The sequence below is a fragment of the Microbulbifer mixtoriginis (SeqCode) genome, assembly GCF_052466715.1.
In genome coordinates this window covers 521016-545929 of sequence record NZ_CP174288.1, presented here as the reverse complement: position 1 = coordinate 545929, position 24914 = coordinate 521016, and the positions used below count along the sequence as shown (strand labels likewise).

Sequence of the window (24914 nt, the reverse complement as noted above, 5' to 3'; positions counted from 1 at the left end):
GAATACTGATTCAGGAGAGAAACATGGGATTATTAGTCAACGGCCAATGGAAAGACCAGTGGTATGACACCAAAGATTCCAGTGGGTCTTTTAAGCGAGAGGCTGCTCAACTGCGCAATTGGATTACCCCTGATGGCAGCGCAGGTCCTAGCGGTATAGGTGGCTTTAAGGCGGAATCCGGGCGTTACCATTTATATGTATCGCTGGCTTGCCCCTGGGCACATCGCACCTTAATTTTCCGCAAGTTAAAAAAACTGGAGGAGCACATCAGTGTTTCTATAGTCAGCCCGGACATGCTTGAACATGGTTGGAGTTTTAATACCGATGAGGGCAGCAGCGGTGACTCGCTGTTTGGTTATCAGTTCCTACACCAGTTATATACACGTAATAAAGCTGATTACACTGGTCGCGTTACTGTGCCAGTACTTTGGGATAAGCTGCAAAATTCTATTGTCAGCAATGAATCTTCAGAAATTATCCGTATGTTTAATCAATCGTTTAATGAAATTAGCGGGGATACGCAGAACTTTTTCCCTGAGGAAAAACAAACGGAAATTGATACCATTAATGAACTAGTATATGAAAATATCAACAACGGCGTATACCGAAGCGGTTTTGCCACAACTCAGGAAGCTTATAAAGAAGCCTATACAAATTTATTTGATGCCCTGGATCGGGTAGAGAATATTTTAGGCCAACAACGCTATCTAGTAGGAGAAAAAATCACTGAGGCCGACTGGCGGTTATTTACTACCCTTATACGCTTTGATTCAGTCTATCACGGACACTTCAAGTGTAATCGTCAACGCCTTGAGGATTACCCTAACCTCAGCAATTATGTGCGCGAACTATATCAGTGGCCCGGAGTTGCAGAGACCGTGAACTTTCACCATATCAAGCGGCATTACTACTTTAGTCACACAATGATCAATCCAACTCAGATAGTTCCAGTGGGACCGGATATCGATTACACCAAGCCTCACAATCGAGGTTAAGCCTAGCCCAAAAAGCCGTTACTGCACACCTACCCACATATCCTTACAGTGGCCGCAACGCGGCCTCCTTTTTACTTTGGGGTCTAAAGGTGAGAATATGTTCACAGATAAATCGCGCCACAGTATTTTACAAATCACAGAGGTAATTACTGAGAAAACTAATTTCGAGATTTTCCATGTACGGCATACAAAGATTAATATGCCAGGGAATATATATACGTGTCTGAACAGAGAATATAAGACGTTGAAATTTAGCCAAGATCATTACGGTAAAGCAACTAACTTTTTCAATATCAATAGAAGCGTATTCATATTTTTCTCTATATCTGTTTCAAAAGTGGCACGAGCAATACCATACTCAATTCAGAGCTTATCTTGTTTCTCATCCGACTAGCTTTGATGCATTCAAAAACAAAACCGCTAATTCACTCATTATCTCCTCCCTGGGACAACAAGTGTAAAAATACAATACAAGGAGATACCGAGGTTTTTCCCCTTCCATAGCGCCTTACCAAGCTGGAGAAACAATGACTTTCAAAGCTTCACAGGAGTACCACCATAATTTTCACTATCATTCTGTGTAGTCAAGGAATAAAGTAGCCTTTCTGAAATGGCTCTCAGGAGAGGGAAAACTCATGCAAAAGACCACCCTTGAGCAATGGCGGATGTTCAAGGCCGTTGTAGATGCTGGCGGTTTTAATCAGGCAGCCTCGGTGGTTCACAAGAGCCAATCCAGTATTCACCATGCGGTAACGAACTTGGAAGCGTCACTCGGTGTTAAGCTATTTGAAGTATCGGGGCGTAAGGTAGTACTTACTGAAGCTGGTCGATTAATGCTGCGTCGTGGCAAGTTCCTATTGGAAGAGGTATCTCGTATTGAGGCTATTGCTGATAGCCTGAGTGAAGGGGTGGAATCGGAGTTACGCATTGCGGTAGATGGAGCCTTTCCACAGAAGGTAGTCTTCCAAGCTTTAGAGAAAGTGTCTGGAGTCTACCCTCAGGTCAATATTGATATTGTGGATACTGTTTTATCCGGTACCAACGAATTAATCCAGGAAGGACTCGTAGACCTGGGTCTTTCGGCCTTTACCATGGATGACAGCCTCAACGATGAAATCTGCCGTATCAAATTTGTGGCCGTGGCTCACAATGCACATCCACTACTCCAGTTTAAGCGTGAGTTGACATTTGAAGATCTAAAATCCTATCGGCAGATTATTGTGCGGGATTCGGCGATTCAAACAAACCGGGATTCAGGCTGGCTGGGAGCAGAGCAACGCTGGAAAGTGGGTAGTTTGCGTGCATCTCTAGATTTAATCACCCAGGGCATGGGGTTTGCCTGGCTGCCTATGCCACTGGTGGCTGACTCACTCAATGATGGGACTCTGAAACTGCTTCGCTTAAAAAAAGGCGGGACACGTTCCACCAGTTTTTATATAAACTTCAAAGACCAGGATAAGCTTGGACCTGTGGCTCGGGAATTTATTGGAGAACTGCGCCTACTAACTCTGGAGATGCCAATCTCTGAGTAATAGTGCTTATTTTTCATTTTTTTCCTGCTTTCTTCTCCATAAATCTATATTTCTTTACCGCTTTCTATTTTTTAGCATGGGAGGGCGGGATAGGCGAATGTTAAGTTGGAGGCCATTCATTCGATTAAGGCGAATTGCTTGTCCGTTTTTATCCAATATTTGTTTTTGTAACCATTATCTATCATAGCCCTATCATCACAACCAATCTTATTAATAGGGATCAGGCTATGTATTATTACAGACCCTCACAAGCACGTGGTAGAGCCCATTTTGGCTGGCTAGACAGTAGACATAGCTTTTCTTTTGGTCATTATTACGACCCTAATCATATGGGGTTTTCTGTACTGCGTGTTATCAATGATGACACTGTTATACCTGGTGCAGGATTTGATACTCATGGCCATCGGGATATGGAAATTATATCCTACATTTTGCAGGGTGCGATTGAACATAGAGACAGTGAGGGTAATCGTTTGGTCGTATCAGCTGGAGAGATTCAGAGGATGAGTGCGGGAACCGGCATCACTCACTCGGAATACAACCACTCACAAACGGAGCAGCTTAAATTTTTGCAAATCTGGATTGAACCGAATCGCCGAGGAATAAAACCCAGTTACGAACAGCAGTCAATCCCACAACGGGATAAGCTGACTGCGCTTATCACCCCCGATGGAAGCGGAAACACACTTTCCATACATCAGGATACCAGTCTATACCGTTTGCAATTAAATACCGGAGAAAGCATTATAATACAAGCCCATGAGCGGCCCGGCTACTTACATGTCATTGAAGGTGAGGCCATTGTAAATAATAAATCTATACTGGCCCCAGGGGACGGCCTGGGTTTATTCAAGAAACAAGTACAACTGAAAGCGATAAAGAATAGCATCACGGCCCTGTGGTTTGACCTACCAGCCAACTGAATCTAAGTAAGATTCTCTAATAAATTATTTAATCGCATGGGCAATAAACCGCTTAACGGGATCAATAGGCTGCGGTTCTTTTATCGCAGGGCTGATAAAATGTGGTGCATGCAGATAGCCTTTATCAATCAACCGAGAAACAAGAGGCAGACATTCCACCGATACCTTACCGGTCATAAGGTTATTAAAATCCTTACAGTTTTCCATGGCATTTAACATCTGATGAAAACCTTGTAGATAAAGATAATCCTTGGTGAAGCCACCACCTCGATAGACTCTGGTAGTAATCGTAAAGGCCAAATTTTCCTCCACCTGATATTTTTCTTTGAGCAGGATAAAAGTACGTTTAAAATCCCTCTCTTGTAACATGGATTGTACCGCAACCACCCGCAAGGCCAATACTTTTAGTCTTGGCAGAGTGAGGTATCCAGCCAGGTACTCACACAGAATTGCCAAGCCTTCCTGAGTAGTTGTATTGACTGGGCAACCCAACTCTAGAATTTTCAGCGTCTGGCTACGGCCGTTAAGAGTGCTAACCAGGTGAACCCCCAGCTCGTGGTGAGCCAGCGCAGAGACCTCAGTCTCCGAAATATTGGCATGGGAGTTGATTTTAATCGTACTACCAGCCACCAAAGCATTGGCAATCATATGATCGTCGATGCGAATATCGTAGCTATAACCCTGTCTATTAGCGAAGTCACTGAGATACTGCATCATCTCATTAGCATTCAGAAACCGATCATCACTAGATTCCAAATCATCAGGCAAGTGCAGAATAAAATTGGCATTATTTACATCCTTATCTGTGGGCTCTCCAAAGTAACGCAAGGAGTTATAAACAAAATCATCCGTTCCCACAGAGCGAAATTGATCCAATTTATCGATATAAGATTCGATAATATCGCTATATAGCTGAGTCAGATCCTCATCTGGCAGGGATTCTACTGGAAGGGCATAAAGCAGCCGTTTGCGCTGAAATATGTCCATTTTTTGTTCACGATATACAAACTGAGGATTGATGGAAAACTTCTTCGAGAAAAAATCTTCTTTCATCGCCCGAAAATTTCTTGGCTCAATTGCCACAAGAATTTCCACCCCACGTACCAACTTAAATAAATCTAGATCTAGGATCTTTAGCTCAGGATGTTCGTTAAGTGACCGATCCATAGTTGCATCCTTTAAGCATATTATTTATGAAATTAGTGAAATTCTTATCTTGTTCAACTACCCAGAGAGCCTATAAATAACAGGTATTCCACCATCAAATTATTACCCTACTTCTATTTATGCAATATGGCGCAAAGTCATACCCTAAGAAGAGCACCTGACTCTAAGTAAGATAAATTTTTTAGTCGAATAAACCGGCACTCACCGAGATATTCTATATGAGACCCTAAATACCTCAGATTCTGTAATTGACGGATATCCTCCCCAGGCTTTTAAACAATTCTAATAAGAATTATTTCCAACCAGCTGATTGAAAATTACTTTTTAAAAGGCTCATATGAAAAGTATATATAGAAGTAGCTAGTCGCAATTTCCATTCAACTCAAAACGTGTCAATTGCAAAGCATTCCAATCGACAGCAACATAATAATCTCGATACTAAGATTCCGCGCCAGCTCTATTGCCAATTCCCTCCTAAAATAGATCGAGGCAATCGGGGATGTATTGATGGGCGCAGTGGGCGACACGGAAGGTCGCAAAATCGATCAGGCTACGCCAGGGAGATGGATATCCCTACTCTCACCTGTGCTTCCGACTATTTTCACCATTATCTTAATGGTGCATATGCCGGATATTTCAGCCGGTAAGGAATTCTCCTTTGGCGTTACCTGGGTTGAAGCGCTGGGAATTGACCTGCGTTTTTATGTCGATGGCCTGAGTTTCCTTTTTGCCCTGTTAATTAGTGGCATTGGGATTTTTGTTACTATCTATGCTGCCGCTTATATGCGCGGCGACATTGATTTGCGCCGATTTTACTTTTACCTCTACCTTTTTATGGTGGGGATGCTGGGTTTGGTTCTGGCGGGAGACTTAATTACCCTATTTGTTTTTTGGGAAATAACAACCATTTCCAGCTATCTACTAATTAGCTATAACAACACCAGCGCCATTGCACGTCGCTCTGCTTTACAAGCCTTGCTGGTCACCACACTAGGTGGGTTGTGCCTACTCGTTGGGTTACTACTACTCGCCTCTCTGGCAGAGAGTTTCGATTTAGTCCAGGTATTGGCCACCGGTGAAACTGTACGAGCAAGCCCTCTTTATTTACCGATCTTAATACTAATATTAATAGGCGCCTTTTGTAAGTCTGCACAGCTGCCCTTTCATTTCTGGCTGCCGAATGCTATGGCCGCCCCTACCCCAGTAAGTGCCTATCTTCACTCAGCCACCATGGTAAAAGCTGGTATTTACTTGCTCGCGCGTATGCATCCAGTGTTAGCACATACCGAGTATTGGGAATGGATTTTAACTTGTACGGGTGCCGCTACCGCAGCGGTAGCGGCCTTGGCGGCGCTGCGACAAACCGATCTGAAGTTGGCCCTGGCGTATACCACCCTGATTGCGCTAGGTACCCTGACCATGTTCCTGGGCTCGGATGCCTCGGCTGCTGTGGCCGCTGCCATTACCTTTCTTATCGTGCACTCTTTTTACAAAGCGGCGCTGTTTATGGTGGTGGGCATTATCGACAAACAGGCCGGCACACGCAATCTCAACAAACTGGGCGGGCTCGGCCACTCAATGCATATTACTGTGATTGCGGCTTCAGCGGCGGCTCTCTCCATGGCCGGGTTTCCTCCTTTTTTAGGATTTATCGGCAAAGAGCTTAAATATGAAGGCGCTTTAGCAGTGGCCTCAGAACCGGCGCTGGTTGCCACAGTGGCGGTTTTTGTCAATGCTGTCACGGTAACCGTAGCGGGAATGGTGGCGATAAAACCGTTCTGGAAAAAAAAGCCGCAACATATATCCAATGTTCAAGAAGCACCACTGGGCATGTGGATTAGTCCGTTAATTTTGAGTGGCCTGGGCCTTACTTTCGGTATGGCGCCAGATCTTGTTGGTGGCGGCTTGGTAGAACCGGCACTGAGTGCAGTTCTGGGAATCCCAGAGACCATTAAACTTAAGTTATGGCACGGCATTAATATTCCCCTGCTGATGAGTATTCTCACTTTTGTTTTAGGAGTCACCATGTATCTGGGCCTACGGCGCATGCGTGCTTGGTTGGCCTGGGATTTCAAATATGCGCCCACCAATGCCGATCAGTTATGGGATAAATCTCTGGATTTACTCAAAGCCTTTGCCGCACTACAAACCCGTATACTACAAAACGGTATTATGCGGCGTTACCTAACAGTAATTTTTGTCACTGTGTCCCTGGCCCTCGCTTATGCCCTGATACGCAGTGGACAATTTCCTATGGAATACGCTTGGCCACGCCTCAACCTAAAGGAATGGGCCGCCCTGCTATTGACCGTGGGAGGGGCCTATATGGCAGGCTCGGCGCGAAAGCCACTTATTGCCATCTGTGCCCTGGGAGCCCTAGGAGTGGGAATTGCCCTGATCTACTTATTTCTTGGCGCACCGGATGTGGCGATCACCCAACTGCTAGTGGAAACCCTTTACTTGGTATTGGTTGCGGCAATCCTGCCGCGCCTACCGGTATTTAATCCCGGTCGCAAGGTATTGTTCCGCCCACGAGATGCCACCCTCGGCGCGGTTTTAGGTCTACTGGTCACCTTCAGCCTACTGGCGGTATTACAGACACCTCTGGAGAGCCCAACCACCGAGTTTTTTGAGAAGGCATCGGTGCCGGAAGCCCATGGCCGCAATATCGTCAACGTCATTTTGGTGGACTTTCGAGCGCTGGACACATTTGGAGAAATTATTGTGGTCTTTACTGCGGCTGTGGCTGCAGTCACCCTACTCGGCCATCAATTGCGGCGAGGTAAGCAATGAATTCGCTGATACTTCAAACCGCAACCCGAGTACTGGTAGCACTGATTCTATTGTTCTCTATCTATATGTTACTCCGTGGGCACAATTATCCAGGAGGAGGATTTATTGCTGGCTTGATCGCTGCCTCCGCATTTGCCCTATTTGCCATCGCTTGGGGTATGGAGTCCGCACAGAGTGCCCTGAAGATTCCCCCTAGCACTTTGGCTGTGAGCGGTGTACTCATCGCCGCAGTTTCCGGAATGCTGGGCCTTTTTTCTGGTGAAGCGCCATTCTCAGGACAGTGGCTGCAGATTACCGGTGGTAAAAATACTGGCGGAATCACTATTAGCAATGTACTGATTTTTGATATCGGAGTTTATTTCACAGTGCTCGGCGCTGTGCTGACCCTGATTTTTGCCCTGGAGGAGTCCAACTAAGATGGAAGGTCCACTCGCTCTCGTTGTTGGCATTCTGATCGCTACCGGTGTCTACCTGATGTTGGCCAGAAATTTACTACATTATCTTTTTGGGCTGATACTCATTAGTAATGCCGCCAACTTGGCAATATTTGTCGCGGGGCGCATCACTCGCGCCGCCCCTCCCTTAATTCCAAAAGGCATGGAAGTTGCTCCTGGGCCAATTTCCAACCCCTTGCCTCAGGCATTAATCCTTACCGCCATTGTGATTGGCTTTGGCCTACTGGCCTTTGCTCTGGCCCTGATTGCTCAGGCCTATAAAGTACTCGGCACCCTGGATGTGGATTCGATGCGTATTGCCGAGCCGGTTTTGCCCAAGAGGGATAAATCCCCTTGAGCTGGTTACTGGCCCTACCCTTTTTAGTACCAATCCTTACCGCACTCGCCACTTTTCCGGCGCGAGGACGAAAGCGCCTGTGTGGTGCTATTTCTGTCTTTGGCTGCACACTTCTACTCGGTGTGACCTTTATCATTCTGTACTTGGTGGAAACAGGCGGCACCCGTGCGGCACAGATGGGAGATTGGGCTGCGCCATTCGGTATCACCTTAGTCGCAGATCGGCTGAGCGCCATTATGCTACTAATTAGCGGTATCGTTGGACTCTGTGTATCGGTCTTTTCCCTTTCCGATATCAGGAAATACCGGGTTAAACTGGGCTTTCATAGTTTCTTCCAATTATTACTGGCCGGAGTTTGCGGTAGTTTTATTACTGGAGATTTATTTAATCTGTATGTCTGGTTTGAGGTAATGCTAATTGCCTCTTTCGCATTGCTGGTGCTTGGTGGAGATCGTATTCAACTGGATGGCGGAATTAAATATGTAGCACTTAACCTAGTTTCCACATTGCTAATGCTGACCTCTATCGGTATGACCTATGGGCTGACAGGCACTTTGAACATGGCCCAGCTGCATGTCTCTTTAGCCACTGTGGATAACCCCACTGCTGTTTCTGCTCTGGCGGTGTTATTTATCTGTGCCTTTGGTATTAAGGCTGCCATTTTTCCATTATTTTTTTGGCTGCCCGCCTCTTATCATGCACCACCTGTCACAGTGACCGCAGTTTTTGCCGGCCTGCTTACAAAGGTAGGGGTTTACGCTTTAATCCGTACCTTCACTCTGATTTTTCCCAGTGAGCTGGAGTTCCCCCACACTATTTTGCTGGGTACTGCATTATTGACCATGCTCACCGGCGTATTGGGCGCAGCTGCACATTATGAATTTCGTAAAATTCTCGCATTCCATATCATCAGCCAGATTGGCTTCTTGGTACTAGGCTTGGCGCTCGATACACCACTGGCATTGGCCGGAGCGATCTTTTATACCATTCATAATATCGTCGCCAAAACCAATTTATTTCTTATCAGTGGTACAGCCAAACGCCTGACAGGCAGTTACGAATTAAGCCAGATTGGAGGCCTCTATCGGGCCAGTCCACTGCTTTCTGTTTTTTTCTTTATCGCCGCCTTCAGCCTGGCCGGTTTTCCACCGTTGTCAGGTTTCTGGGCCAAACTATTGCTATTGAAGGCAAGCCTAGATCTGGACGCTTACTGGGTTGTGGCCGTAGCCTTAATTACCGGGGCCCTGACCCTGTTTTCCATGAGCAAAATTTGGGCGGAAGCTTTTTTAAAGGATCACCCGAAGGACTATTGTCAGAGTTTAAAGAATATTCCCCAGCAGGAGCGCTACCAGCGCCTGCTGCCGGTGGCATTACTGGCCCTGATCACTCTAGTGCTCGGGCTGGCACCGGGCCCTTTTATCGAGTACTCACTGGCCGCGGCAGGGGAATTGTTGAATCCAAGTGATTACATTGAGGCGGTACTGGGAATGGAAACCCAATACGCGGGGAACCACTAATTATGCGCGTATTTTTACTCAATTTAATATTGGCCATTAGCTGGTCGGCCCTTACCGGTAATGCGACACTGACAAACTTTTGTTTTGGTTATTTTGTCGGTTATCTGGCATTGCGAGTTTCGCCCAAGATCCCTGAGGGAACCAAGTATTTCCAGCGTCTACCTCGTCTAATCCGCCTAGGCAGTTTTTTCCTACAAGAACTTGTACTTTCAAGTTTACGTGCAGTCTTGGAGGTGTTCTCACCAAAATTACAAAGCCGTCCACAGGTAGTGCGGCTACCTCTAGAAATAACCGATCAAACCCAGATTTTTATACTGGCGAATTTAATATCACTCACACCGGGAACGGTAGTTCTGGAAATCACTCCGGATAACTCTGAATTTTTAGTACACACTATGTTCGTTGATGACCCAGATATTTTTCGTGAGGAAATTCATCTGGGATTTGAGAAACGCGTGCGGGAGGCGTTTTCCTGATGCACAGTACTATCGTTGATATCAACGCGCCGCTAATCGTAGCGGCCATTAATGTCTCATCACTCATTTTATTACTGGCTCTGGCCATGTGTTTTATGCGAATTTTTCTTGGTCCAACACTGGCAGACCGGGTTGTAGCCCTCGATGTGCTGAATATTCTTGCAGTGGCCTATTGCGCTCTGTTAGCGATTGCCTCGGGAGAGCCAGCCTATCTGAGTGCGGCCATTGCCCTGGCACTGGTAGCCTTCCTGGTGAGTGTCGCCTTCGCCCGCTTTATCGAGAAAAGCGGAAAAAAGACCGTATTACAAGAGGGAGGTGGCAGTGGTATTCGATGAGGTTTTTATTGCTACCCTTTTGCTAGTAGGCAGCCTATTCGGTTTTAGTGCGGCTTTGGGTTTGTTACGGATGCCGGATTTCTACACTCGCATGAGCACTTCGGGCAAAGCCGCCACCCTGTGCTGCGGATTGTTACTGGGGGGCGTTGCCGCAATGTTCCACGATACCCAGGTAACCGCACGCGCAGTGGCGGCGCTGCTATTTTTGCTCTTCACTGTGCCCATCGGGGTGCATATGATTGCGCGAGCAGCCTATCGGGTAGGCACCCCTATGTGGCGAGGCAGGACCGCCAGTCCCCGCTTCAAAAACCCGAAGAGGGACTTAAAGTAGATCCTGCCCAGGTGAGTTAGTTACTGCTGATAGAGATCGGCAATCATCGCCTCACAGCGCTGAGCCAGCTCTTCTGAACTGTCATCCACCAGGATCACATGGCCCATCTTACGCCCGGGACGGAGCGTCTTGCCATAGAGCCAAACTCCCTCATTCTTGCCTGTTGGCGCTCGATCCACACCAAGCATATTGACCATGGCAGCGGGTCGCGGGCAGTCGGTGTCACCCAGTGGCATATCCAATATCGCTCGCAAATGATTGGCAAATTGGCTGGTGCCCGCCCCCACTAAAGTCCAGTGACCGCTATTGTGGACCCGTGGCGCAATTTCATTCACCAGCAAGCCTTCACTGGTGACAAAGCACTCCACTGAGAGTACGCCCACATAGTCCCAGTCATCCATCAGCTTTTGCAAATAGGCACGGGCACTGGCCAATAATTGCTCATCCTGATAAGGCGCCTTGGAGAGTAACAGCGTACCTTGGCGATGCAAGTTCTCAGTTAGTGGGTAAGTCTTTACTTCCCCTGAAACAGAGCGGGCACCGATCAGGGAAACCTCACAGGAAAAATCTACCGAGGCTTCCACCACGCAGGGCAGATCTTTGGCCTCTTCTATGGCTTCCTGCAGCTCTGCTGCATCTTTCACCCGCCACTGGTTCTTACCGTCATAGCCATTTTCACAGCTCTTGATAAACGCTGGATAACCGAGCTTATCCAAGGCATTCAGTAATTCATCGCGCCCCTGCGCCGGCATAAAAGGCGCAACCGGAAGACCACTCTCAGTAAGTGCCCGCTTCTCTCTCAAGCGGTGTTGGGCTTTCTCAAAAACATGGGGATCTGGGTAAACGGGACAGAAGCGTTGCAACGCTCTCAACAGCGCCACATCCACCTGCTCACGCTCGGCGGTAATCACCTCAGGGCAACCAAGTGCCTGAAATAAATCCTCGCCACTGCCCGCCTCATCCAGCCTGACTATTGTGCCGAGACCTTCAACACAACCCGCGTCCTCGCCCTTCTCCGCCAGGAAACTAAATGTTATACCGAGGGGCTTACCCTCTTGTGCCATCATCTGCGCCAGCTGCCCGCAGCCGACAATAGCGATATGTCTGGTTACTTCACTCACTGACTTCACTCCACCGTTAGCGGAACCTGGTCAGTTTGACGCTCGCGCCAAGCGATCAGTCGCTCCTGTAGTTCAGCATCGCCCAGGGAGAGCATCTGTGCCGCCATCAGGCCCGCGTTATAAGCCCCAGAGGCACCTACCGCCTGGGTAGCTACGGCGATACCTTTGGGCATCTGCACGATGGAAAGAAGGCTATCCATTCCGGTCATAAAACGGCTTTCAACAGGCACGGCAATCACTGGCAGCGGGCTCATAGCGGCAATCATTCCCGGCAGGTGGGCAGAGCCACCAGCTCCGGCAATAATCACCTGGGTGCCGTTTTTGTGGGCTTCACTGGCGAATTCCACCAGACGCTGGGGGGTTCTGTGAGCGGACACAACCGCAGTGGCAAAAGGAACCTCCAGCTCGTTCAAGGGTTTGGTGGCATTGGCCATGGTGGGCCAATCCGATCGCGACCCCATAACGATGGTGACTTTTTCAAAGGGCAGTGATTTCACTTGCGGCTAACTCCAATGTTGAACAAACGCCAGGTAGACGGGAATCGCCACCAGGACATTGAAAGGGAACGTTATCGCCAGGGACAGTGTGATGGACACGCTGGCATTGGCCTGCGGCAGAGCCACAGACATAGCTGCGGGCACCGCGATATAGGAGGCGCTGCTACCGAGTACTGCCAGCAGGAAAATTCCTCCCGCCGACAACCCCAGTAATGCTCCCAGGGCACCCCCGGCTGCACCGCCTAGCAGGGGCATAAATATACCAAAACTCAGCAAGAACGCACCCTGCCCGCGCACATCTGCCAGTCGCGCCGCCGCGACTCTCCCCATTTCCAGCAGAAAAAGAGCCAGCACACCGTGAAATAACTGACCAAAAAAAGGCATGACTGCTGCTGTACGCTCACCGGCCCAGGCCCCGATGGCGATCCCGCCAAGCAGGAGAAGAACCCCCTGATTGCAGGTCAACTCATGGGCCAGGCGCCCCTTATTGCTGTTCTGCATCGACTTCCGCGCAAGGAGAATTCCCACCACAATAGCCGGAACTTCCAGTAAGGCCACAAATAAGGGGAAATAGGCTTCGTATTCGATGTCCTTCGCCTCCAACAGGGCCACCGCCACAGCATAGGTGGCGACACTGACCGACCCGTAGTGGGCTGCAGTAGCCGCTGCATCCAGACGACTCCACTTGCCTATCCAATAGAGAAGTGGGAAGGCCAACAAAGGAAGCAGTGCACCAAAGGCCAAAACTGCGAGAGATTGGGGAATCAGGGTGGAAGCGGAATAAGTACTGAGCGCCGCTCCACCCTTGAGCCCTATAGCCAGCAGCAGAAAGATCACACAGCTTTGGTAGAGACCGGTGGGCAGGCGTAAATCACTACGTACCAGCTGTGCCAGAGCCCCAAGGATGAAGAAACCAACTACAACATCCAGCTGCATGATCAGTGCTTCCCGCACTTGGAGCGATCGCGACGTTCAGATAGGGGTAGTCGAATTTTCTGGGGAACGCGCTTCATTAGCACGTAACCCACATTGGCAAGCAACACCACCAGCCCCACCACCATTAGTGCAGCGGCATCAATACCAACCAGCGCCAATACCCATCCAATGGACATAACTAACAGTCCTACCAAGGTACCAAAGTAAAGTTGTGACTTGTGCATGCAGGGGCCCCTCCCATGGATTGAAGTGGGGGCATTATCCCTAGGTAGACCAATAGATAAAAATAGATAATGATTATGCTAACTATCATCTTTTATCTATGAATAAGAAAAAACATGTTATCCAGCAGAGCTCACTCCCGCATCGGCACTGTCAGGCAGTTGGAGGTTTTACTTACAGTATATGAACACCGCAGTATCAGTGGCGCCGCAAAAGCGCTGCACCTAACTCAGCCCAGTGTATCCATGCAGTTGGCCAAGTTGTCTGGTGCCGTAGGCTTGCCCCTCTACTACGCCGTAGGCAAGCAATTGCAATTCACTGAAGCCGGACAGACTCTGGTGGACAGTGCCCGAGAGATCCTCAAGAGCTATGAATATCTGGAATTAAAGCTAGCCAGACTGCGCGGTCTAGAAACAGGGCGTTTACAACTGGCTGTCGTCACTACCGCCAAATATTTTATTCCCCACCTGATTGGCGAATTTTACGAGCAGCATCCAAAGTTGGATATTCTCTTTCGCGTGGGTAATCGTCAGCAAATCATCGACTACACCAGTGAGGATGAGGATGATTTTTATGTGTTCAGCCATCCTCCCAAAAACCCTGATCTGGAATTGGTGGAATTCCTGCCCAATCGACTGTTGGCTATAGCACCGGAGAAGCACCCGCTAGCAGGTAGAAAAAAGATTCCCCTTGAAGAGTTTGCCAGCGGTCCCTTCCTGCGGCGCGAGGAGGGCTCTGGAACCCGTCACGCCATTGAGCGTTTCCTACAGGAGAGACATATCGACCTCAATATCCGCATGACCATCGAAAGTAATGAAGCGATAAAGCACGCTGTAATGTCAGGGCTCGGGGTATCTATTCTCTCCGAACATACTCTCGCATTTGGCGGCCATTCCGGCCTGTCAATTTTAGAAGTGGAATCACTGCCAATTATTACCCATTGGTATCTGGCCAGGCGAAAGTCCCGTCCATTATCTCCTGCCGCCGCAGAATTCCTTGAGTATGCCCGCAATCTTGAGACGGTACCGGTAGAGAGCGGTATCGCTTGGCCTCTATCTCCCAATCAATAATCCATAGTGTAAAAGCACAGAAAAATTCAGTATTTGAATTGGCTAACTCCGCACACAGGTTAAACCTCTTGGCTGATAGCCAATCTTCCACCAAAAAATCCCGATTTAATACTCGTCAAATTTCCTCTGCACCTGCCGAATCCTGCTACTTTTTGGATACCTATTGGTGAGTCCAAAATCACCAGTTATCTAATGCAACGAGAAACAATAAATGGCGCCGGCCGTCATCGATTTTCACAGAAAGGTATAACGATGAAAATCCAGGGAATAATTTTCAGACTCTTTATATTCCTTTTAGCCACAAGCACAATCAGTGTTAAAGCTCAGGAAGATTGGCGCAACATTGACTGGGGTGAATTTATAGTTCGCTTCGGGCTCAGTTATGTTGCTCCCAATGATGCCGGAACTTCACTGAAATACCGGGTATTACAACAATGGGACTTATATAATTCGACCTGGGAAATAGACACAGCACAAACTTGGCAAATTTCCGGAGTATGGCGCCCCTCAGACCGCTTGGGGTTCGAGCTGATGCACATTAACAGTGCTGCCTATGATGTGACTCTCGACAATTTTACTGGCAACCCAGGCAGCAGCCAAATTCAACTGGGGGATTTTAAGGTATCGACCACTCTCGCCTTTGCTAACTGGTATTTTCTCGATCCATCCTATTTTTTTCGACCCTATCTAGGCGCCGGTATTAACTATACCGATTACCATACGGTTTCTATCAGCCGCCAATTTGATGAATATTTGATGGACTCAGGTATGTCAGTGGCGCCAGGGGCTCTTAATATGGGACATTCCTGGGATTGGGCTCTTCAAGGGGGAATCGACTTCAACCTAGATTTCCGTCAATTTCGTTATCCTCTGTTAATTAATCTGGCGGCTCTTTACTACTTATCAGATACCGACCCCACAGTTAACTTCCCCACAGAGTTAGGATCAGACCGCCTCTACGCACACTTCGATTACAACCCATGGATCATCAATGTTGGCATTGGCACCAAGTTCTGAATGGCGGAACTCTGTAAATGAAACTTAGTGCAGATACCCCAATGGAAAACTATAAATCAAACTTTTTCGTCCGCCAGTGGATTAATGCTTTACTTTTTTCTCCCGCATTGACACTAGCGATTATTGTCCCCTTGAAAGCCATTGCGCAGTGTACTCCGAGTAATACGGGTACTAGTGGCGCAGATCAAATAACCTGTGACGAAGATAATGATGCAGAAGAGGCCGATGTCGATGCACTAGGCGGCAATGATACCTTAGATTTAAATGGCGGTACTATCAATAGCGCCTTCGGTGGCGAAGGCGATGATGCCATTCATGTGAAAGGGGCAATAGTTAAAGATTCTGTCTTTGGCGGAAATGGAAACGATCTAATCGTACTGGATAATCGCAATAGCGACATTGGTAATTACCTCAATGGCGGGGGGATTTATGGCGGAGCTGGTGACGATAATATTCAAATTTTAGACGGGCTCACCTTTCATGTTTGGGGTGGCGAAGGTAACGACCAAATTACTCTGGATGGAGGTTTCATTTTTAATTACCTGGATGCCGGCGGGGGAGATGATTACATCCATTGGGATGAGGGAATTAGCAATGAGATACGCGGTGGTACTGGATCAGATACCTTAGTCATTGACTCCTATTCTTTCGACGGTGATGCAATTTTAAATGGTGGTGATGACCTCAGTGCAGAAGATGGGGATATCGACACACTGATTTTCAAGCTAGACTATCGTGTGGATGGCAACAAACTAACCAACTGGGAACGTGTTGTTGTTTGGGGTAGTTCAAAAATTATTTTAACTGGCAGTTTAAATGTTGGCGGCGGCCAAGACGCTGAAAACAATCCATTAGGGTTACACATCAAATGGGGCGGCCAAACTTTTATAGATGCCAAAGAGTATAGAATTACCGGCAACGTTGCTAACGACGGCACTATCGATCTTACGAATAAAGAATTCAACACTCTAATCATTCAAAAAGATAGTGATAATAATTATGGACACTATAGCGGCGAAAACGGACGCCTGTGGTTAGATGTAGCACTCAATGACAGTTCTGCCGGCAGTGACCAGTTAATCATCAGAGGGGATACCAGCGGATCAACTTATGTAACCGTTTATAATCGCAACGGCACTGGCGCACGTACCCAAGACGATGGAATAAAACTAATTTCTATCGAGGGTGACTCTACTGAACATGCTTTTATTTTAAACGGCGACTACATTACCAAGGATGAGCAACCAGCAACTATTGGTGGAGCATACGCCTATACCCTGCACCACAGTGACGAAAATGGAAATGAGGATGGTAATTGGTATCTACGTTCTACAGTAAGTAATTCAAGTCGCATTCCCAAAGGCGGTATGATTCGCTGGCAGCCCGCTGCGGTAATGTATGAAACCCTTCCGCAAGTGCTGCGCTCTTTAAATATCCCCTCCACATTGCGGAGTCGTGTAGGCAATCGTTATTGGGTTGGTAGCAGTTATCGGGACGTCTATAACACCGATTACACCAGTTCATTGGAAACCGCTATTGATCGCAAGGGACTATGGCTACGTAATGGCGCACGCTATATAACTACAACTCCCAAAGAGTCCACCACCTGGGCAAGTTGGGATCAAACTTATTATCAATTTCAGGTTGGTATCGACTTTCCTCTCAACCTATTAATTCTTGACACCACACCTATTGTTAGTTTGGCTTTGCACTATGGCGATTCAAGAAATACAGTAGAATCTTTTTTTGGTGATGGTAATATAGATGCCAAAACATATGGGGTCAGTAGCTATTTAACCTGGTATGGCTACCAAGGCCTGTACCTGGATACTCAGTTTAAGCTAAGTTGGTTTGACTTTGACTTTGACGCAAAAGACCTACGTACTCTTCGTAATAGCAGTGAGGGCTATGGTTATGGCTTTTCTGTAGAAGGAGGGTGGAGCTTCAAGCTCTATGATTATTATTCCATTACCCCCCATGCACAACTTATTTATACTTCTGAGGAAGCTGAGGATTTCGAAGATACCTACGAAGTAAAAGTAGGAGACATTAATAATAATGGTTTTTTACTTCGCCTAGGCACCACTTTCGAAAAGCGTAAAAGCCAGCGCAAATCAAGTAGAAATATGTACGGCTCCCTACCTCTGGAGCGCTTTGGTTATTATGTAACTCCTGGAGTCACTCTAAATCTCAACCAGGAAACTGACTTGGTCGTTTCTGGAGCCCGCCTCTACCAAAAACCAGACTTTTGGTATGCAGACTTAAGAATGGGGGCTAGCTATGAGGAATGCGGGGACCACTGTTCCATTTATACCGAATTATTTTTCAGCAGCGGCCTGGAGAGTATTGGGGACAGTTTTGTGGGAGGGCTGGAGCTTGGATTTCGTTATAAATGGTAGACTCTAGCTTCTAATCTCAACGACAATTCATTTTTTTACTATTTTAACAAATCATAGATGTCATATTCAGAGAAAACCTTCTTAATTTTGCAATCATTCCCCTGACGGTTCTTATGATTTTCCTTCATTAATGCATATTCTTGTGAGCCCTGAATCATTAAGAAGCGATGTCTCCAGCTACGGGAATCAGAAATACGCGCAGCCAAAGTCCCGCTTTTAATACTCATTGCCTTCAACCAAATATCATCTGCATTTGGGCACAAGGTCATAAATTTTTCGGGGTCAAACGCATCCTTATGTAAAGAGTTTGGAGGATACATAACCCCTCCCATGCCTGTTGGAAAGACTAAATGAGATGCCTCTGTATCCCTTATACTACTTTCCCAACTTCCATAAGGCAGTAGTGCTCCTTTTTTATCTAGACGCATTCGATGGGCCCTGTGGCAATAAATCTTGGATGGATCTTTTTCATATGCCTGATAAAGTAAATCAATCATATCCGGCGGATAAAGAACATCATCATCAACAGTAACAATCAAACTATCAGGAAATTTTTCAAAAGCATAAGCATATTTTTTATAGGGTCCCAGGTCTTCCTCAACAAAAAATATTTGCAGTCCTCTTTGCTGTTGCTTTTTAAGGGTCTCAGGCAAGGTCTTATTTGGAAAGTTCTTGGTAGACAACCACAGAACAATTGCATCAGCCTTAAGGGATTGCTGGAAAAGGCTTTCAACACACAAATATAAATCGTGGATTCGCTTATCGAAGGACGTTAGAGATATAACGATATTATCTCTCTTAGTATTTCCCACTCCAAGATCTGTATTGCTTGAAGCGTGTAGACCAAGCAACTGGCAGCGAACAAGTGCTTCCAACTTCAAATTATTGTTTAGGTCGTGCTTTTTTAAGCGCTTCTTTAAAAAATATTGGAACATTCAGGGCCATCCAGCAAACTCAACCTATTGTACCGAATAGCCGAACAGCAATCCGCTCAGCTTGGGAACACCATCAAAAGAGAAGAGGGCGGAAGTGGGTACAAACTTGGCAGATTATGCCAGATGCCACAGCCAATGGCCACTCAAACACCATATTTAGGACAAAAACCCAATTAAAGGCCGAGGGGCAGTTTCTTTCACCTAAAAAAAAGTGCTTGAGTAGCTTACCCCTATCTGGGGCAGCTCTAGTCTTTCACCCAAATCACCCCCTAGTGAGGACTTAAAACAGGCTGATTTCGCTCCTGTAAATAGTCAAGTAATTGATACTCTGAAAATACCCTTTTAATCTTGCAGTCATTACCACCTGTGCCTCTCAAGTTGATCTCCTTTAACTGTTGAATCTGTGACCCCTGAATAGTAAGAAAGCGTTCCCTCCAGTATCGATAGTCTGGAACCCTAGTAACATATTTTCCTCGCAATAAACTCATCGCCTTCAACCAAACATCATCAGCAGCAGGACATAACTCCATAAATTTTTTACTATTGAAAGCATCCTCATGTAATGAATCCGGAGGGTACAAAACCCCAGCCATTCCCGTAGCAAAAAGGAAAGGAGATGGCTCACTATTTAGCCCATAAGAGCGCCAACTTTCGTAAGGTTTCAATTCCCCTTTTCCGTTTAACAGAATCTTATGTGCCCTATGGCAATGGATATGTGAGGGAGCTCTCAAATAAGATTGATATAGTAAATCGATAGTATCTGAAGGATAAAGCACATCATCATCCACAGTGACAATGAGACTATTTGGAAACATATCAAAGGCATACATATATTTCATATAAGGCCCAAAATCATTCTCCACGAAATGAATTTGTAGGCCTCTAGCCTGCTGTTTTCGAAGTATCTCAGGTAATCTCCTATCGGGGAAATCACGTAAGGATAACCATAGAATTATTGCATCTGCTCTCAAGGATTGTTGATAAAGGCTTTCTATACATAAGTAAACATCATAAATACGCTTATTATAAGAAGTCAGCGAAACGACAATATTATGCGGCTTATCATTGCCAACGCCGGATGACTCACAATTTAGAGCCTTCAAGCCTAGAAGATGACCTAAAACCAGAGACTCCACCTTTAAATTATTATTAGAGTCATGTTTTTTTAATCTTTTTTTAAGAAAGTACTGGAGCATGTTGGAATACCGTTGATTAGCCTTCGAGGACTCATTGGTGGCGATAAGCCCACATTAATTCCATTTTGTTGAAAGTAAAGTCCATTAGCCAAGTCTAAATCAGGGTTCCTTTCATTGTGGCGCTTAATTCCCCAGTATCCAGTTTAAATCTTAAATTTTTGATCAATGCCCTGAAATATAGAATCTAAAATCACATTCAGGGCATTTGGGACAGATGCTATTCAGTATACCCAGGGTTAACTCTATCCAGCCTCCTTAAAAATCCAGGCCAAGCCAATAGCCCCCCTTGATTACTGGTAACCATATCTCCTTCACTCACTATTTTATCCACAATATTTTGAGGCACCGGAGTGAGTGGTCGGTTACCAGCAAGAGCTGTAACCTGAATTTCACAGGCACGTTGCAATATAAACATTGCTAAAAAGGTATCAGGAATAGTAGAAGCACAGGTTAACAGTCCGTGATTGCGCAAGATCATATAGTTCGCTGATCCCAGGTCAGCCACCAAACGTGACTTTTCATCCTTGCGCACAGCAATTCCCTCATAGTCGTGGTAGGCAATACTTGAAAGGGGAAATAGTGATTGCTGCGAGATTGGCAGTAACCCCTCAGCATGAGCAGATACAGCTACCCCAGCAGTAGTATGGGTATGTATAACGCAGTGGGCATCTTTCCTCGCTTCATGAATTGCGCTGTGAATAGTAAACCCTGCAGGATTCACCATTGCCGCATTTTCATCCACTTTTTCCCCCTGCAAATCGATTTTTACCAAGCTGGAAGCAGTAATTTCATCGAAAAACATTCCAAAAGGGTTAATAAGAAAGTGTGATTCCGGCCCAGGAATACGTACAGAGAGATGAGTGAAAATAGTATCGTCCCACCCAAAATAGGCGATCAATCGGTAAGCCGCCGCCAAATCTATGCGTAATTGCCACTCTTCATCGCTAACGCGTCCCTCAAGTGAAGGTATGGTTTCCAGTTTCATCGTCCTCTCCCCAGCTTTATCAGAGCTCAAATTCTGAATCATCCCTGCTGTAAACACTGTCAAATTGTTTACACTTGGCGAATGAATAAAAACATTACTTTCCTTGATAAATGCCCACTACTAGCAGGCCTACCCAGTGAGGCTCGAGAATTCTTAGCCCAACAGGCACAATGCCAGTACTTTTCTCAGGGTGATAGCATCTACCCTTCGGGCTCCCATCAGGAGCGCCTTTCAATTATCGCTGAAGGACAAGTAAGAATATGCTCCAGTAATTTTGCTGGGCGCGAAGCGACCCTTGCGATTTTAGATAGTGGAGCTTGGTTTGGTGATACCGTATTTTGCCCTGGCACTCCGCGAGTATTTGGAGCAAGCGCTCACACTGACTGTGCTGTAGTCGATATTCCGGGTGAAATCTTGAGGGCAAAAATGAAACAACACCCCGAAGCCTACCCAATAGCATTGGAACAAATTAGCCTCAGGCTTTGGACAGTAATGTCCATTATCCAGGACGATGTACTACGTGGTACCGAAGCGCGAATTGCTCGACGTCTGCTTTTTATGGCCCAAATGCACAACGGCGGCGAAAAAAGTGGCCGAACCAGTTTCCGCCTCACCAAAGAACTACTCGCCAACACCATGGGGATGACCCGGCAGGGAGTACACCGGGTATTAAAGAATATTGAATCCAAGGGACTAATAGAGTGCTCTTACGGTCGCATCAATGTGCCGGATATCTCGCACTTGGATACCTATATAAAGCTGTTGGATTGAGAGGATTTCATCCGACCCCGCCAGCTTGCGCCGCGTCTGCCTCCCCAGCTTCGCGCGCTTTCTTGCGGCCATAATAGGCAAGCAACATTCCCGATGGAAACATAAGTACTCCATATACGGCTGAAGGCACCGACATTTCACTGGAGTGCATCAGTGTGAGGGTCACCATGAGACCAATAGTCCCGTTCTTGATGCCCAGCTCGGTAGCTACTGCCAGACCATCCCGCCGGGAAAGCCCACTGAAGTGGCTGATGATTAAGCCAGTCAACACCCCCAGTAAATTCAGCAAAATTGTAGAGGGGCCGGCCAACAGCATGAGCTCTCCAATCCGGTCTCTCATACCCCACACCAATCCCACCACTAAAATGACCAGTACCAGCGCCCCAAAAATACTTACAATACCCTCAGCGCGGCTGGCTAAATGAGGGTTCCAAGCCCGTATCAACATACCAATCACCACGGGCAGCAAGACTATCACCGATAACATGGCGACAGTTTTGGCAAAAGGGAGAACGATTTCCTGCTCTGCTCCAAAGTATTGGCGCAGGGCAAAATTGGTGAAGAATGGCAGGGTCAGAATCGTAATTAGGCTTGCCGAAACCGTTAACACTATGGAGAGCGCTACATTACCGCGAGCGAGTAACGTAAAAAGGTTTGAGGTCGTTCCACCCGGGCAGGCTGCAATAATCACCAAACCCACAGCTATCGGTGCGGGTAAACTGAGCGCCCAACACAGAACAAAAGCCACAAGTGGCATAAGTACAATCTGGGCAAGTGTGCCCACCACTAACCCACCTGGTTTTACCGTCACCTGGTGGAAATCCCTGGCGGTCAGGGTCATTCCAATGCCCACCATAATGATAAACAGTGCGATGGGTAGACCGATCGAGATCATAGGCCCTGATTCCACATTCACCTCCTCTTTTTATTATTGTCTGGCTATATCTCCCCATATCCCATGTAGATTACGCTTTGGCAAAAACGTGTAATCCACACGAGGTGAGATATAGGGGGACAGCAGTTTTATTATTAAATATCTCTCTGGAAGATGAACCCTAGCACAGTCCCAAGTCAAGTGCCGACTCTGGTAGAATCAGAGCGCTTTTTTGCCACTGACAGGGTTTATATGACCAATCGACTCCCCAGCCCTATTGTAGATGACTGGTCCAACCTACTTTGGTCCCTGGGCAGTAGCGATATTGTTGATACTAGTGACAAATCAACTAGCACCATTGACCTGCCATGGCTACCTATGGCTCGCCGCAACCAATTGCACACTTATTTTTCCCGCAAAGAAGTCAAACAAGAATTAATAGATAAGCTCGAAACATACCTGATTGAAGGCGACCGGCACAAACCCACCAACCGGCTTGGCGTTTACTTTGAGCGACTCTGGTCTTTCGCTTTTCAATACCACCCCGATTACCAGTTGCTGCACCAGAACCTGCCCCTGCGTATTGAGGGTAGAACTCTCGGCGAACTGGACTTTGTCGTTCATCACCTACCCAGTAATCGCTGCGAGCACTGGGAGGTTGCGGTGAAGTTCTACCTCGCTCAGCCCGTCGACTTCTGGGTTGGCCCAGGCCTCAAAGATCGCCTGGATATCAAATTAAAGCGTATGGCGGAACATCAACTGCCTCTCATCCAGCAACAATCCGTACAACCCCTATTAGAAGCTCAGGAGCTTTATATTGATCGGCAGTGGACGCTGATGCCAGGCCGACTCTTTAACCGATTACAAGCTAATCAGACACCGGGGAGGAATCTGAAGCATCTATGCAATAGTAATTGGTGGACCGACTTGGAAACCCTCGGAAACCTTGCCACTCAAGGAAATATCTCAGCAGGCCTGCGCTGGCTCCAGCTTCCCAAAAAAGCCTGGATGGCATCAATAGAATGGGAAGAACCCCACGGCGTCTCTTTTGAGCAACTTATGGCCGGACTTCAGAGCTCAGCAATTGATAAGCCTCTATGTTTTGCTCTTATGGGCCAAGAAGGTGAAATGGGTCGCGGCTTTATTGTACCTAGCGACTGGCCGCGTAGAGCACAGGCATCACTCCCTCTGAAATACCCATAACGTCCTGAGAGAAAACACTTTCTGCCTACCACTACTTGTGGGCCCGCCCTCCCTGACAATTTACTTATCTACAGCCCAAAGCAAAAAACTTAAAACAAAATTTTTCCAATTATTTATTGACTTGGATCAATTTACATTTACAATTTTCAGAAATTTCTGAAACTTAAGAAGAAAATGAAACTATCCAGTCAAGCCCAGGCTTTTGTACTGCACTTTGGAGAAATGGGCAGCCGGTGGGGTTTTAATCGCACCGTGGGCCAGATGTTTGCCCTGCTTACCATCCACCCTTCCCCCCTAAATGCCGAGCAGCTGGCTCAGGCACTGAAGATCAGTCGTGGCAATGTGAGTATGGGCCTCAAAGAACTGCAGGCCTGGCGCCTTGTTGAGCTACAGCACCAGCCAGGTGACCGAAAAGACTATTTCACCGCTGCAGGCTCCATCTGGGAGCTTGCTCGAACTGTATTTGAAGAGCGACGTAAACGCGAACTGGACCCCACCCTGAGCCTACTGCGCCAGCTCTTGCTCAATGAGCCTCAGGATGAACAAGAAGCACAGGCTCAGGAGAAAATTCAAGAAGTCTACAGTCTGCTGGAATTACTTGAAGAGTTTGCCAACACCCTGAGCAAGCTGGAACACGACGATTTACTCAAGCTAATGAAACTGGGCTCCGGCATCGTCAAGCTACTGGAGCTGAAAAGTAAAATGACAGGAGGAAAGGCTCCAGAATAAACCTATACCTGAATTGCCCGCTGGGCAACTAAGACAAGCGGTAAAAGGATAAACCGCCGCCGACACAACGTCGGCAGCCGCTCAATAAACACCGTGGG

At 47.0% G+C, this 24914-nt stretch carries 25 protein-coding genes; 16 read left to right on the top strand and 9 right to left on the bottom strand.

Going from position 1 to position 24914, the window contains the following annotated elements; all coding sequences use genetic code 11:
- The first annotated feature begins 23 nt into the window (after window positions 1-23).
- The 3 genes from ACJJH9_RS02565 to ACJJH9_RS02555 all read left to right on the top strand — a co-directional run bounded on the left by ACJJH9_RS02565 (window position 24) and on the right by ACJJH9_RS02555 (window position 3450).
- Entirely contained in the window at window positions 24-995 is a 972-nt protein-coding gene (locus ACJJH9_RS02565) for a glutathione S-transferase family protein (protein ID WP_444924188.1), read from the top strand.
- A 635-nt stretch (window positions 996-1630) separates the two neighbouring features.
- Window positions 1631-2527, top strand: coding sequence for a LysR family transcriptional regulator (locus ACJJH9_RS02560; protein ID WP_444924187.1), 897 nt, complete (start codon window positions 1631-1633; stop codon window positions 2525-2527).
- Window positions 2528-2754: 227 nt separating this feature from the next.
- Window positions 2755-3450 (top strand): pirin family protein, encoded by a 696-nt coding sequence (locus ACJJH9_RS02555; RefSeq protein WP_444924186.1) that lies wholly within the window; start codon window positions 2755-2757, stop codon window positions 3448-3450.
- A gap of 24 nt (window positions 3451-3474) precedes the next feature.
- On the opposite strand, the gene ACJJH9_RS02550 is transcribed toward ACJJH9_RS02555, so the two are convergent.
- Entirely contained in the window at window positions 3475-4617 is a 1143-nt protein-coding gene (locus ACJJH9_RS02550; protein ID WP_444924185.1) for a flavohemoglobin expression-modulating QEGLA motif protein, read from the bottom strand.
- 507 nt (window positions 4618-5124) lie between these two features.
- Between ACJJH9_RS02550 and mbhE the strand changes: the two genes are divergently transcribed.
- The 7 genes from mbhE to mnhG are packed head-to-tail and all read left to right on the top strand — an operon-like array spanning window position 5125 to window position 10861.
- Entirely contained in the window at window positions 5125-7410 is a 2286-nt protein-coding gene (mbhE, locus tag ACJJH9_RS02545) for a hydrogen gas-evolving membrane-bound hydrogenase subunit E (protein WP_444899845.1), read from the top strand.
- Window positions 7407-7826 (top strand): Na+/H+ antiporter subunit B, encoded by a 420-nt coding sequence (locus tag ACJJH9_RS02540; protein ID WP_444924184.1) that lies wholly within the window; start codon window positions 7407-7409, stop codon window positions 7824-7826. The genes mbhE and ACJJH9_RS02540 overlap by 4 nt, the downstream gene beginning before the upstream one ends.
- Before the next feature lies 1 nt (window position 7827).
- On the top strand, window positions 7828-8202 hold the full coding sequence (locus ACJJH9_RS02535) for a Na+/H+ antiporter subunit C (RefSeq protein ID WP_444924183.1): 375 nt from the start codon (window positions 7828-7830) through the stop codon (window positions 8200-8202).
- A complete protein-coding gene (locus ACJJH9_RS02530; protein WP_444887177.1) occupies window positions 8199-9719 on the top strand; it encodes a Na+/H+ antiporter subunit D in 1521 nt (506 codons plus the stop codon). Before ACJJH9_RS02535 ends, ACJJH9_RS02530 begins: the two co-directional genes overlap by 4 nt.
- 2 nt (window positions 9720-9721) lie before the next feature.
- Window positions 9722-10195, top strand: a complete 474-nt coding sequence (locus tag ACJJH9_RS02525) for a Na+/H+ antiporter subunit E (RefSeq protein WP_252083285.1) — start codon at window positions 9722-9724, stop codon at window positions 10193-10195.
- Window positions 10195-10530, top strand: a complete 336-nt coding sequence (locus ACJJH9_RS02520; protein WP_252083286.1) for a cation:proton antiporter — start codon at window positions 10195-10197, stop codon at window positions 10528-10530. The genes ACJJH9_RS02525 and ACJJH9_RS02520 overlap by 1 nt, the downstream gene beginning before the upstream one ends.
- Complete coding sequence (gene mnhG / locus ACJJH9_RS02515) at window positions 10517-10861, top strand: monovalent cation/H(+) antiporter subunit G (protein WP_252083287.1); 345 nt, start codon at window positions 10517-10519, stop codon at window positions 10859-10861. Before ACJJH9_RS02520 ends, mnhG begins: the two co-directional genes overlap by 14 nt.
- Window positions 10862-10881: 20 nt before the next feature.
- On the opposite strand, the gene ACJJH9_RS02510 is transcribed toward mnhG, so the two are convergent.
- Genes ACJJH9_RS02510 through ACJJH9_RS02495 form a run of 4 tightly spaced genes read right to left on the bottom strand, consistent with a single transcriptional unit; the run spans window position 10882 to window position 13639 of the window.
- Window positions 10882-11982: a 5-(carboxyamino)imidazole ribonucleotide synthase gene (locus ACJJH9_RS02510; RefSeq protein ID WP_444924182.1), complete on the bottom strand. Its 1101-nt coding sequence runs from the start codon at window positions 11980-11982 to the stop codon at window positions 10882-10884.
- A gap of 5 nt (window positions 11983-11987) precedes the next feature.
- Window positions 11988-12479, bottom strand: a complete 492-nt coding sequence (gene purE / locus ACJJH9_RS02505; RefSeq protein WP_286036982.1) for a 5-(carboxyamino)imidazole ribonucleotide mutase — start codon at window positions 12477-12479, stop codon at window positions 11988-11990.
- Window positions 12480-12485: 6 nt separating this feature from the next.
- Window positions 12486-13415, bottom strand: coding sequence for a sodium-dependent bicarbonate transport family permease (locus ACJJH9_RS02500; protein ID WP_444882738.1), 930 nt, complete (start codon window positions 13413-13415; stop codon window positions 12486-12488).
- A 2-nt stretch (window positions 13416-13417) separates the two neighbouring features.
- Entirely contained in the window at window positions 13418-13639 is a 222-nt protein-coding gene (locus tag ACJJH9_RS02495) for a hypothetical protein (RefSeq protein WP_444882739.1), read from the bottom strand.
- Window positions 13640-13753: 114 nt separating this feature from the next.
- Between ACJJH9_RS02495 and ACJJH9_RS02490 the strand changes: the two genes are divergently transcribed.
- From ACJJH9_RS02490 to ACJJH9_RS02480, 3 genes are all read left to right on the top strand, one after another.
- A complete protein-coding gene (locus tag ACJJH9_RS02490; RefSeq protein ID WP_252083291.1) occupies window positions 13754-14707 on the top strand; it encodes a LysR family transcriptional regulator in 954 nt (317 codons plus the stop codon).
- Window positions 14708-14959: 252 nt separating this feature from the next.
- A complete protein-coding gene (locus ACJJH9_RS02485) occupies window positions 14960-15724 on the top strand; it encodes an OmpW/AlkL family protein (protein WP_444887180.1) in 765 nt (254 codons plus the stop codon).
- Window positions 15725-15741: 17 nt separating this feature from the next.
- Window positions 15742-18123, top strand: a complete 2382-nt coding sequence (locus ACJJH9_RS02480; protein ID WP_444924181.1) for an autotransporter family protein — start codon at window positions 15742-15744, stop codon at window positions 18121-18123.
- Between the two features lie 38 nt (window positions 18124-18161).
- Here ACJJH9_RS02480 and ACJJH9_RS02475 read toward each other — a convergent pair whose 3' ends face one another.
- From ACJJH9_RS02475 to ACJJH9_RS02465, 3 genes are all read right to left on the bottom strand, one after another.
- Window positions 18162-19058 (bottom strand): glycosyltransferase, encoded by an 897-nt coding sequence (locus ACJJH9_RS02475; RefSeq protein WP_444924180.1) that lies wholly within the window; start codon window positions 19056-19058, stop codon window positions 18162-18164.
- Between the two features lie 269 nt (window positions 19059-19327).
- Window positions 19328-20254: a glycosyltransferase family 2 protein gene (locus tag ACJJH9_RS02470; RefSeq protein WP_444882743.1), complete on the bottom strand. Its 927-nt coding sequence runs from the start codon at window positions 20252-20254 to the stop codon at window positions 19328-19330.
- 217 nt (window positions 20255-20471) lie between these two features.
- Window positions 20472-21239: a class II aldolase/adducin family protein gene (locus ACJJH9_RS02465; protein ID WP_444899838.1), complete on the bottom strand. Its 768-nt coding sequence runs from the start codon at window positions 21237-21239 to the stop codon at window positions 20472-20474.
- Between the two features lie 81 nt (window positions 21240-21320).
- Between ACJJH9_RS02465 and ACJJH9_RS02460 the strand changes: the two genes are divergently transcribed.
- Window positions 21321-22010: a Crp/Fnr family transcriptional regulator gene (locus tag ACJJH9_RS02460; RefSeq protein ID WP_444924179.1), complete on the top strand. Its 690-nt coding sequence runs from the start codon at window positions 21321-21323 to the stop codon at window positions 22008-22010.
- A gap of 7 nt (window positions 22011-22017) precedes the next feature.
- Here the strand turns inward: ACJJH9_RS02460 and ACJJH9_RS02455 are convergent, their stop codons facing one another.
- Entirely contained in the window at window positions 22018-22920 is a 903-nt protein-coding gene (locus tag ACJJH9_RS02455) for a bile acid:sodium symporter family protein (protein WP_444903150.1), read from the bottom strand.
- A gap of 216 nt (window positions 22921-23136) precedes the next feature.
- On the opposite strand from ACJJH9_RS02455, the gene ACJJH9_RS02450 reads away from it, so the two are divergent.
- Window positions 23137-24087 carry a DUF1853 family protein gene (locus tag ACJJH9_RS02450; RefSeq protein WP_444924178.1) on the top strand — a complete coding sequence of 317 codons (951 nt, stop codon included), beginning with the start codon at window positions 23137-23139 and terminating at the stop codon, window positions 24085-24087.
- Window positions 24088-24261: 174 nt separating this feature from the next.
- Window positions 24262-24816: a GbsR/MarR family transcriptional regulator gene (locus ACJJH9_RS02445; RefSeq protein ID WP_444887187.1), complete on the top strand. Its 555-nt coding sequence runs from the start codon at window positions 24262-24264 to the stop codon at window positions 24814-24816.
- Window positions 24817-24914 lie beyond the last annotated feature (98 nt).

Bases quoted from the DNA above. Each gene is read 5' to 3' on its own strand.
- ACJJH9_RS02485 (WP_444887180.1), top strand. From the start codon at position 14,960: ATGAAAATCCAGGGAATAATTTTCAGACTCTTTATATTCCTTTTAGCC.
- ACJJH9_RS02500 (WP_444882738.1), bottom strand. From the start codon at position 13,415: ATGCAGCTGGATGTTGTAGTTGGTTTCTTCATCCTTGGGGCTCTGGCA.
- mbhE (WP_444899845.1), top strand. From the start codon at position 5,125: ATGGGCGCAGTGGGCGACACGGAAGGTCGCAAAATCGATCAGGCTACG.
- ACJJH9_RS02445 (WP_444887187.1), top strand. From the start codon at position 24,262: ATGAAACTATCCAGTCAAGCCCAGGCTTTTGTACTGCACTTTGGAGAA.
- ACJJH9_RS02560 (WP_444924187.1), top strand. From the start codon at position 1,631: ATGCAAAAGACCACCCTTGAGCAATGGCGGATGTTCAAGGCCGTTGTA.
- ACJJH9_RS02460 (WP_444924179.1), top strand. From the start codon at position 21,321: ATGAATAAAAACATTACTTTCCTTGATAAATGCCCACTACTAGCAGGC.
- ACJJH9_RS02565 (WP_444924188.1), top strand. From the start codon at position 24: ATGGGATTATTAGTCAACGGCCAATGGAAAGACCAGTGGTATGACACC.
- ACJJH9_RS02465 (WP_444899838.1), bottom strand. From the start codon at position 21,239: ATGAAACTGGAAACCATACCTTCACTTGAGGGACGCGTTAGCGATGAA.
- ACJJH9_RS02520 (WP_252083286.1), top strand. From the start codon at position 10,195: ATGCACAGTACTATCGTTGATATCAACGCGCCGCTAATCGTAGCGGCC.
- ACJJH9_RS02540 (WP_444924184.1), top strand. From the start codon at position 7,407: ATGAATTCGCTGATACTTCAAACCGCAACCCGAGTACTGGTAGCACTG.
- ACJJH9_RS02495 (WP_444882739.1), bottom strand. From the start codon at position 13,639: ATGCACAAGTCACAACTTTACTTTGGTACCTTGGTAGGACTGTTAGTT.
- ACJJH9_RS02475 (WP_444924180.1), bottom strand. From the start codon at position 19,058: ATGTTCCAATATTTTTTAAAGAAGCGCTTAAAAAAGCACGACCTAAAC.
- ACJJH9_RS02480 (WP_444924181.1), top strand. From the start codon at position 15,742: ATGAAACTTAGTGCAGATACCCCAATGGAAAACTATAAATCAAACTTT.
- ACJJH9_RS02470 (WP_444882743.1), bottom strand. From the start codon at position 20,254: ATGCTCCAGTACTTTCTTAAAAAAAGATTAAAAAAACATGACTCTAAT.
- ACJJH9_RS02490 (WP_252083291.1), top strand. From the start codon at position 13,754: ATGTTATCCAGCAGAGCTCACTCCCGCATCGGCACTGTCAGGCAGTTG.
- ACJJH9_RS02555 (WP_444924186.1), top strand. From the start codon at position 2,755: ATGTATTATTACAGACCCTCACAAGCACGTGGTAGAGCCCATTTTGGC.
- ACJJH9_RS02525 (WP_252083285.1), top strand. From the start codon at position 9,722: ATGCGCGTATTTTTACTCAATTTAATATTGGCCATTAGCTGGTCGGCC.
- ACJJH9_RS02550 (WP_444924185.1), bottom strand. From the start codon at position 4,617: ATGGATCGGTCACTTAACGAACATCCTGAGCTAAAGATCCTAGATCTA.
- ACJJH9_RS02450 (WP_444924178.1), top strand. From the start codon at position 23,137: ATGACCAATCGACTCCCCAGCCCTATTGTAGATGACTGGTCCAACCTA.
- ACJJH9_RS02535 (WP_444924183.1), top strand. From the start codon at position 7,828: ATGGAAGGTCCACTCGCTCTCGTTGTTGGCATTCTGATCGCTACCGGT.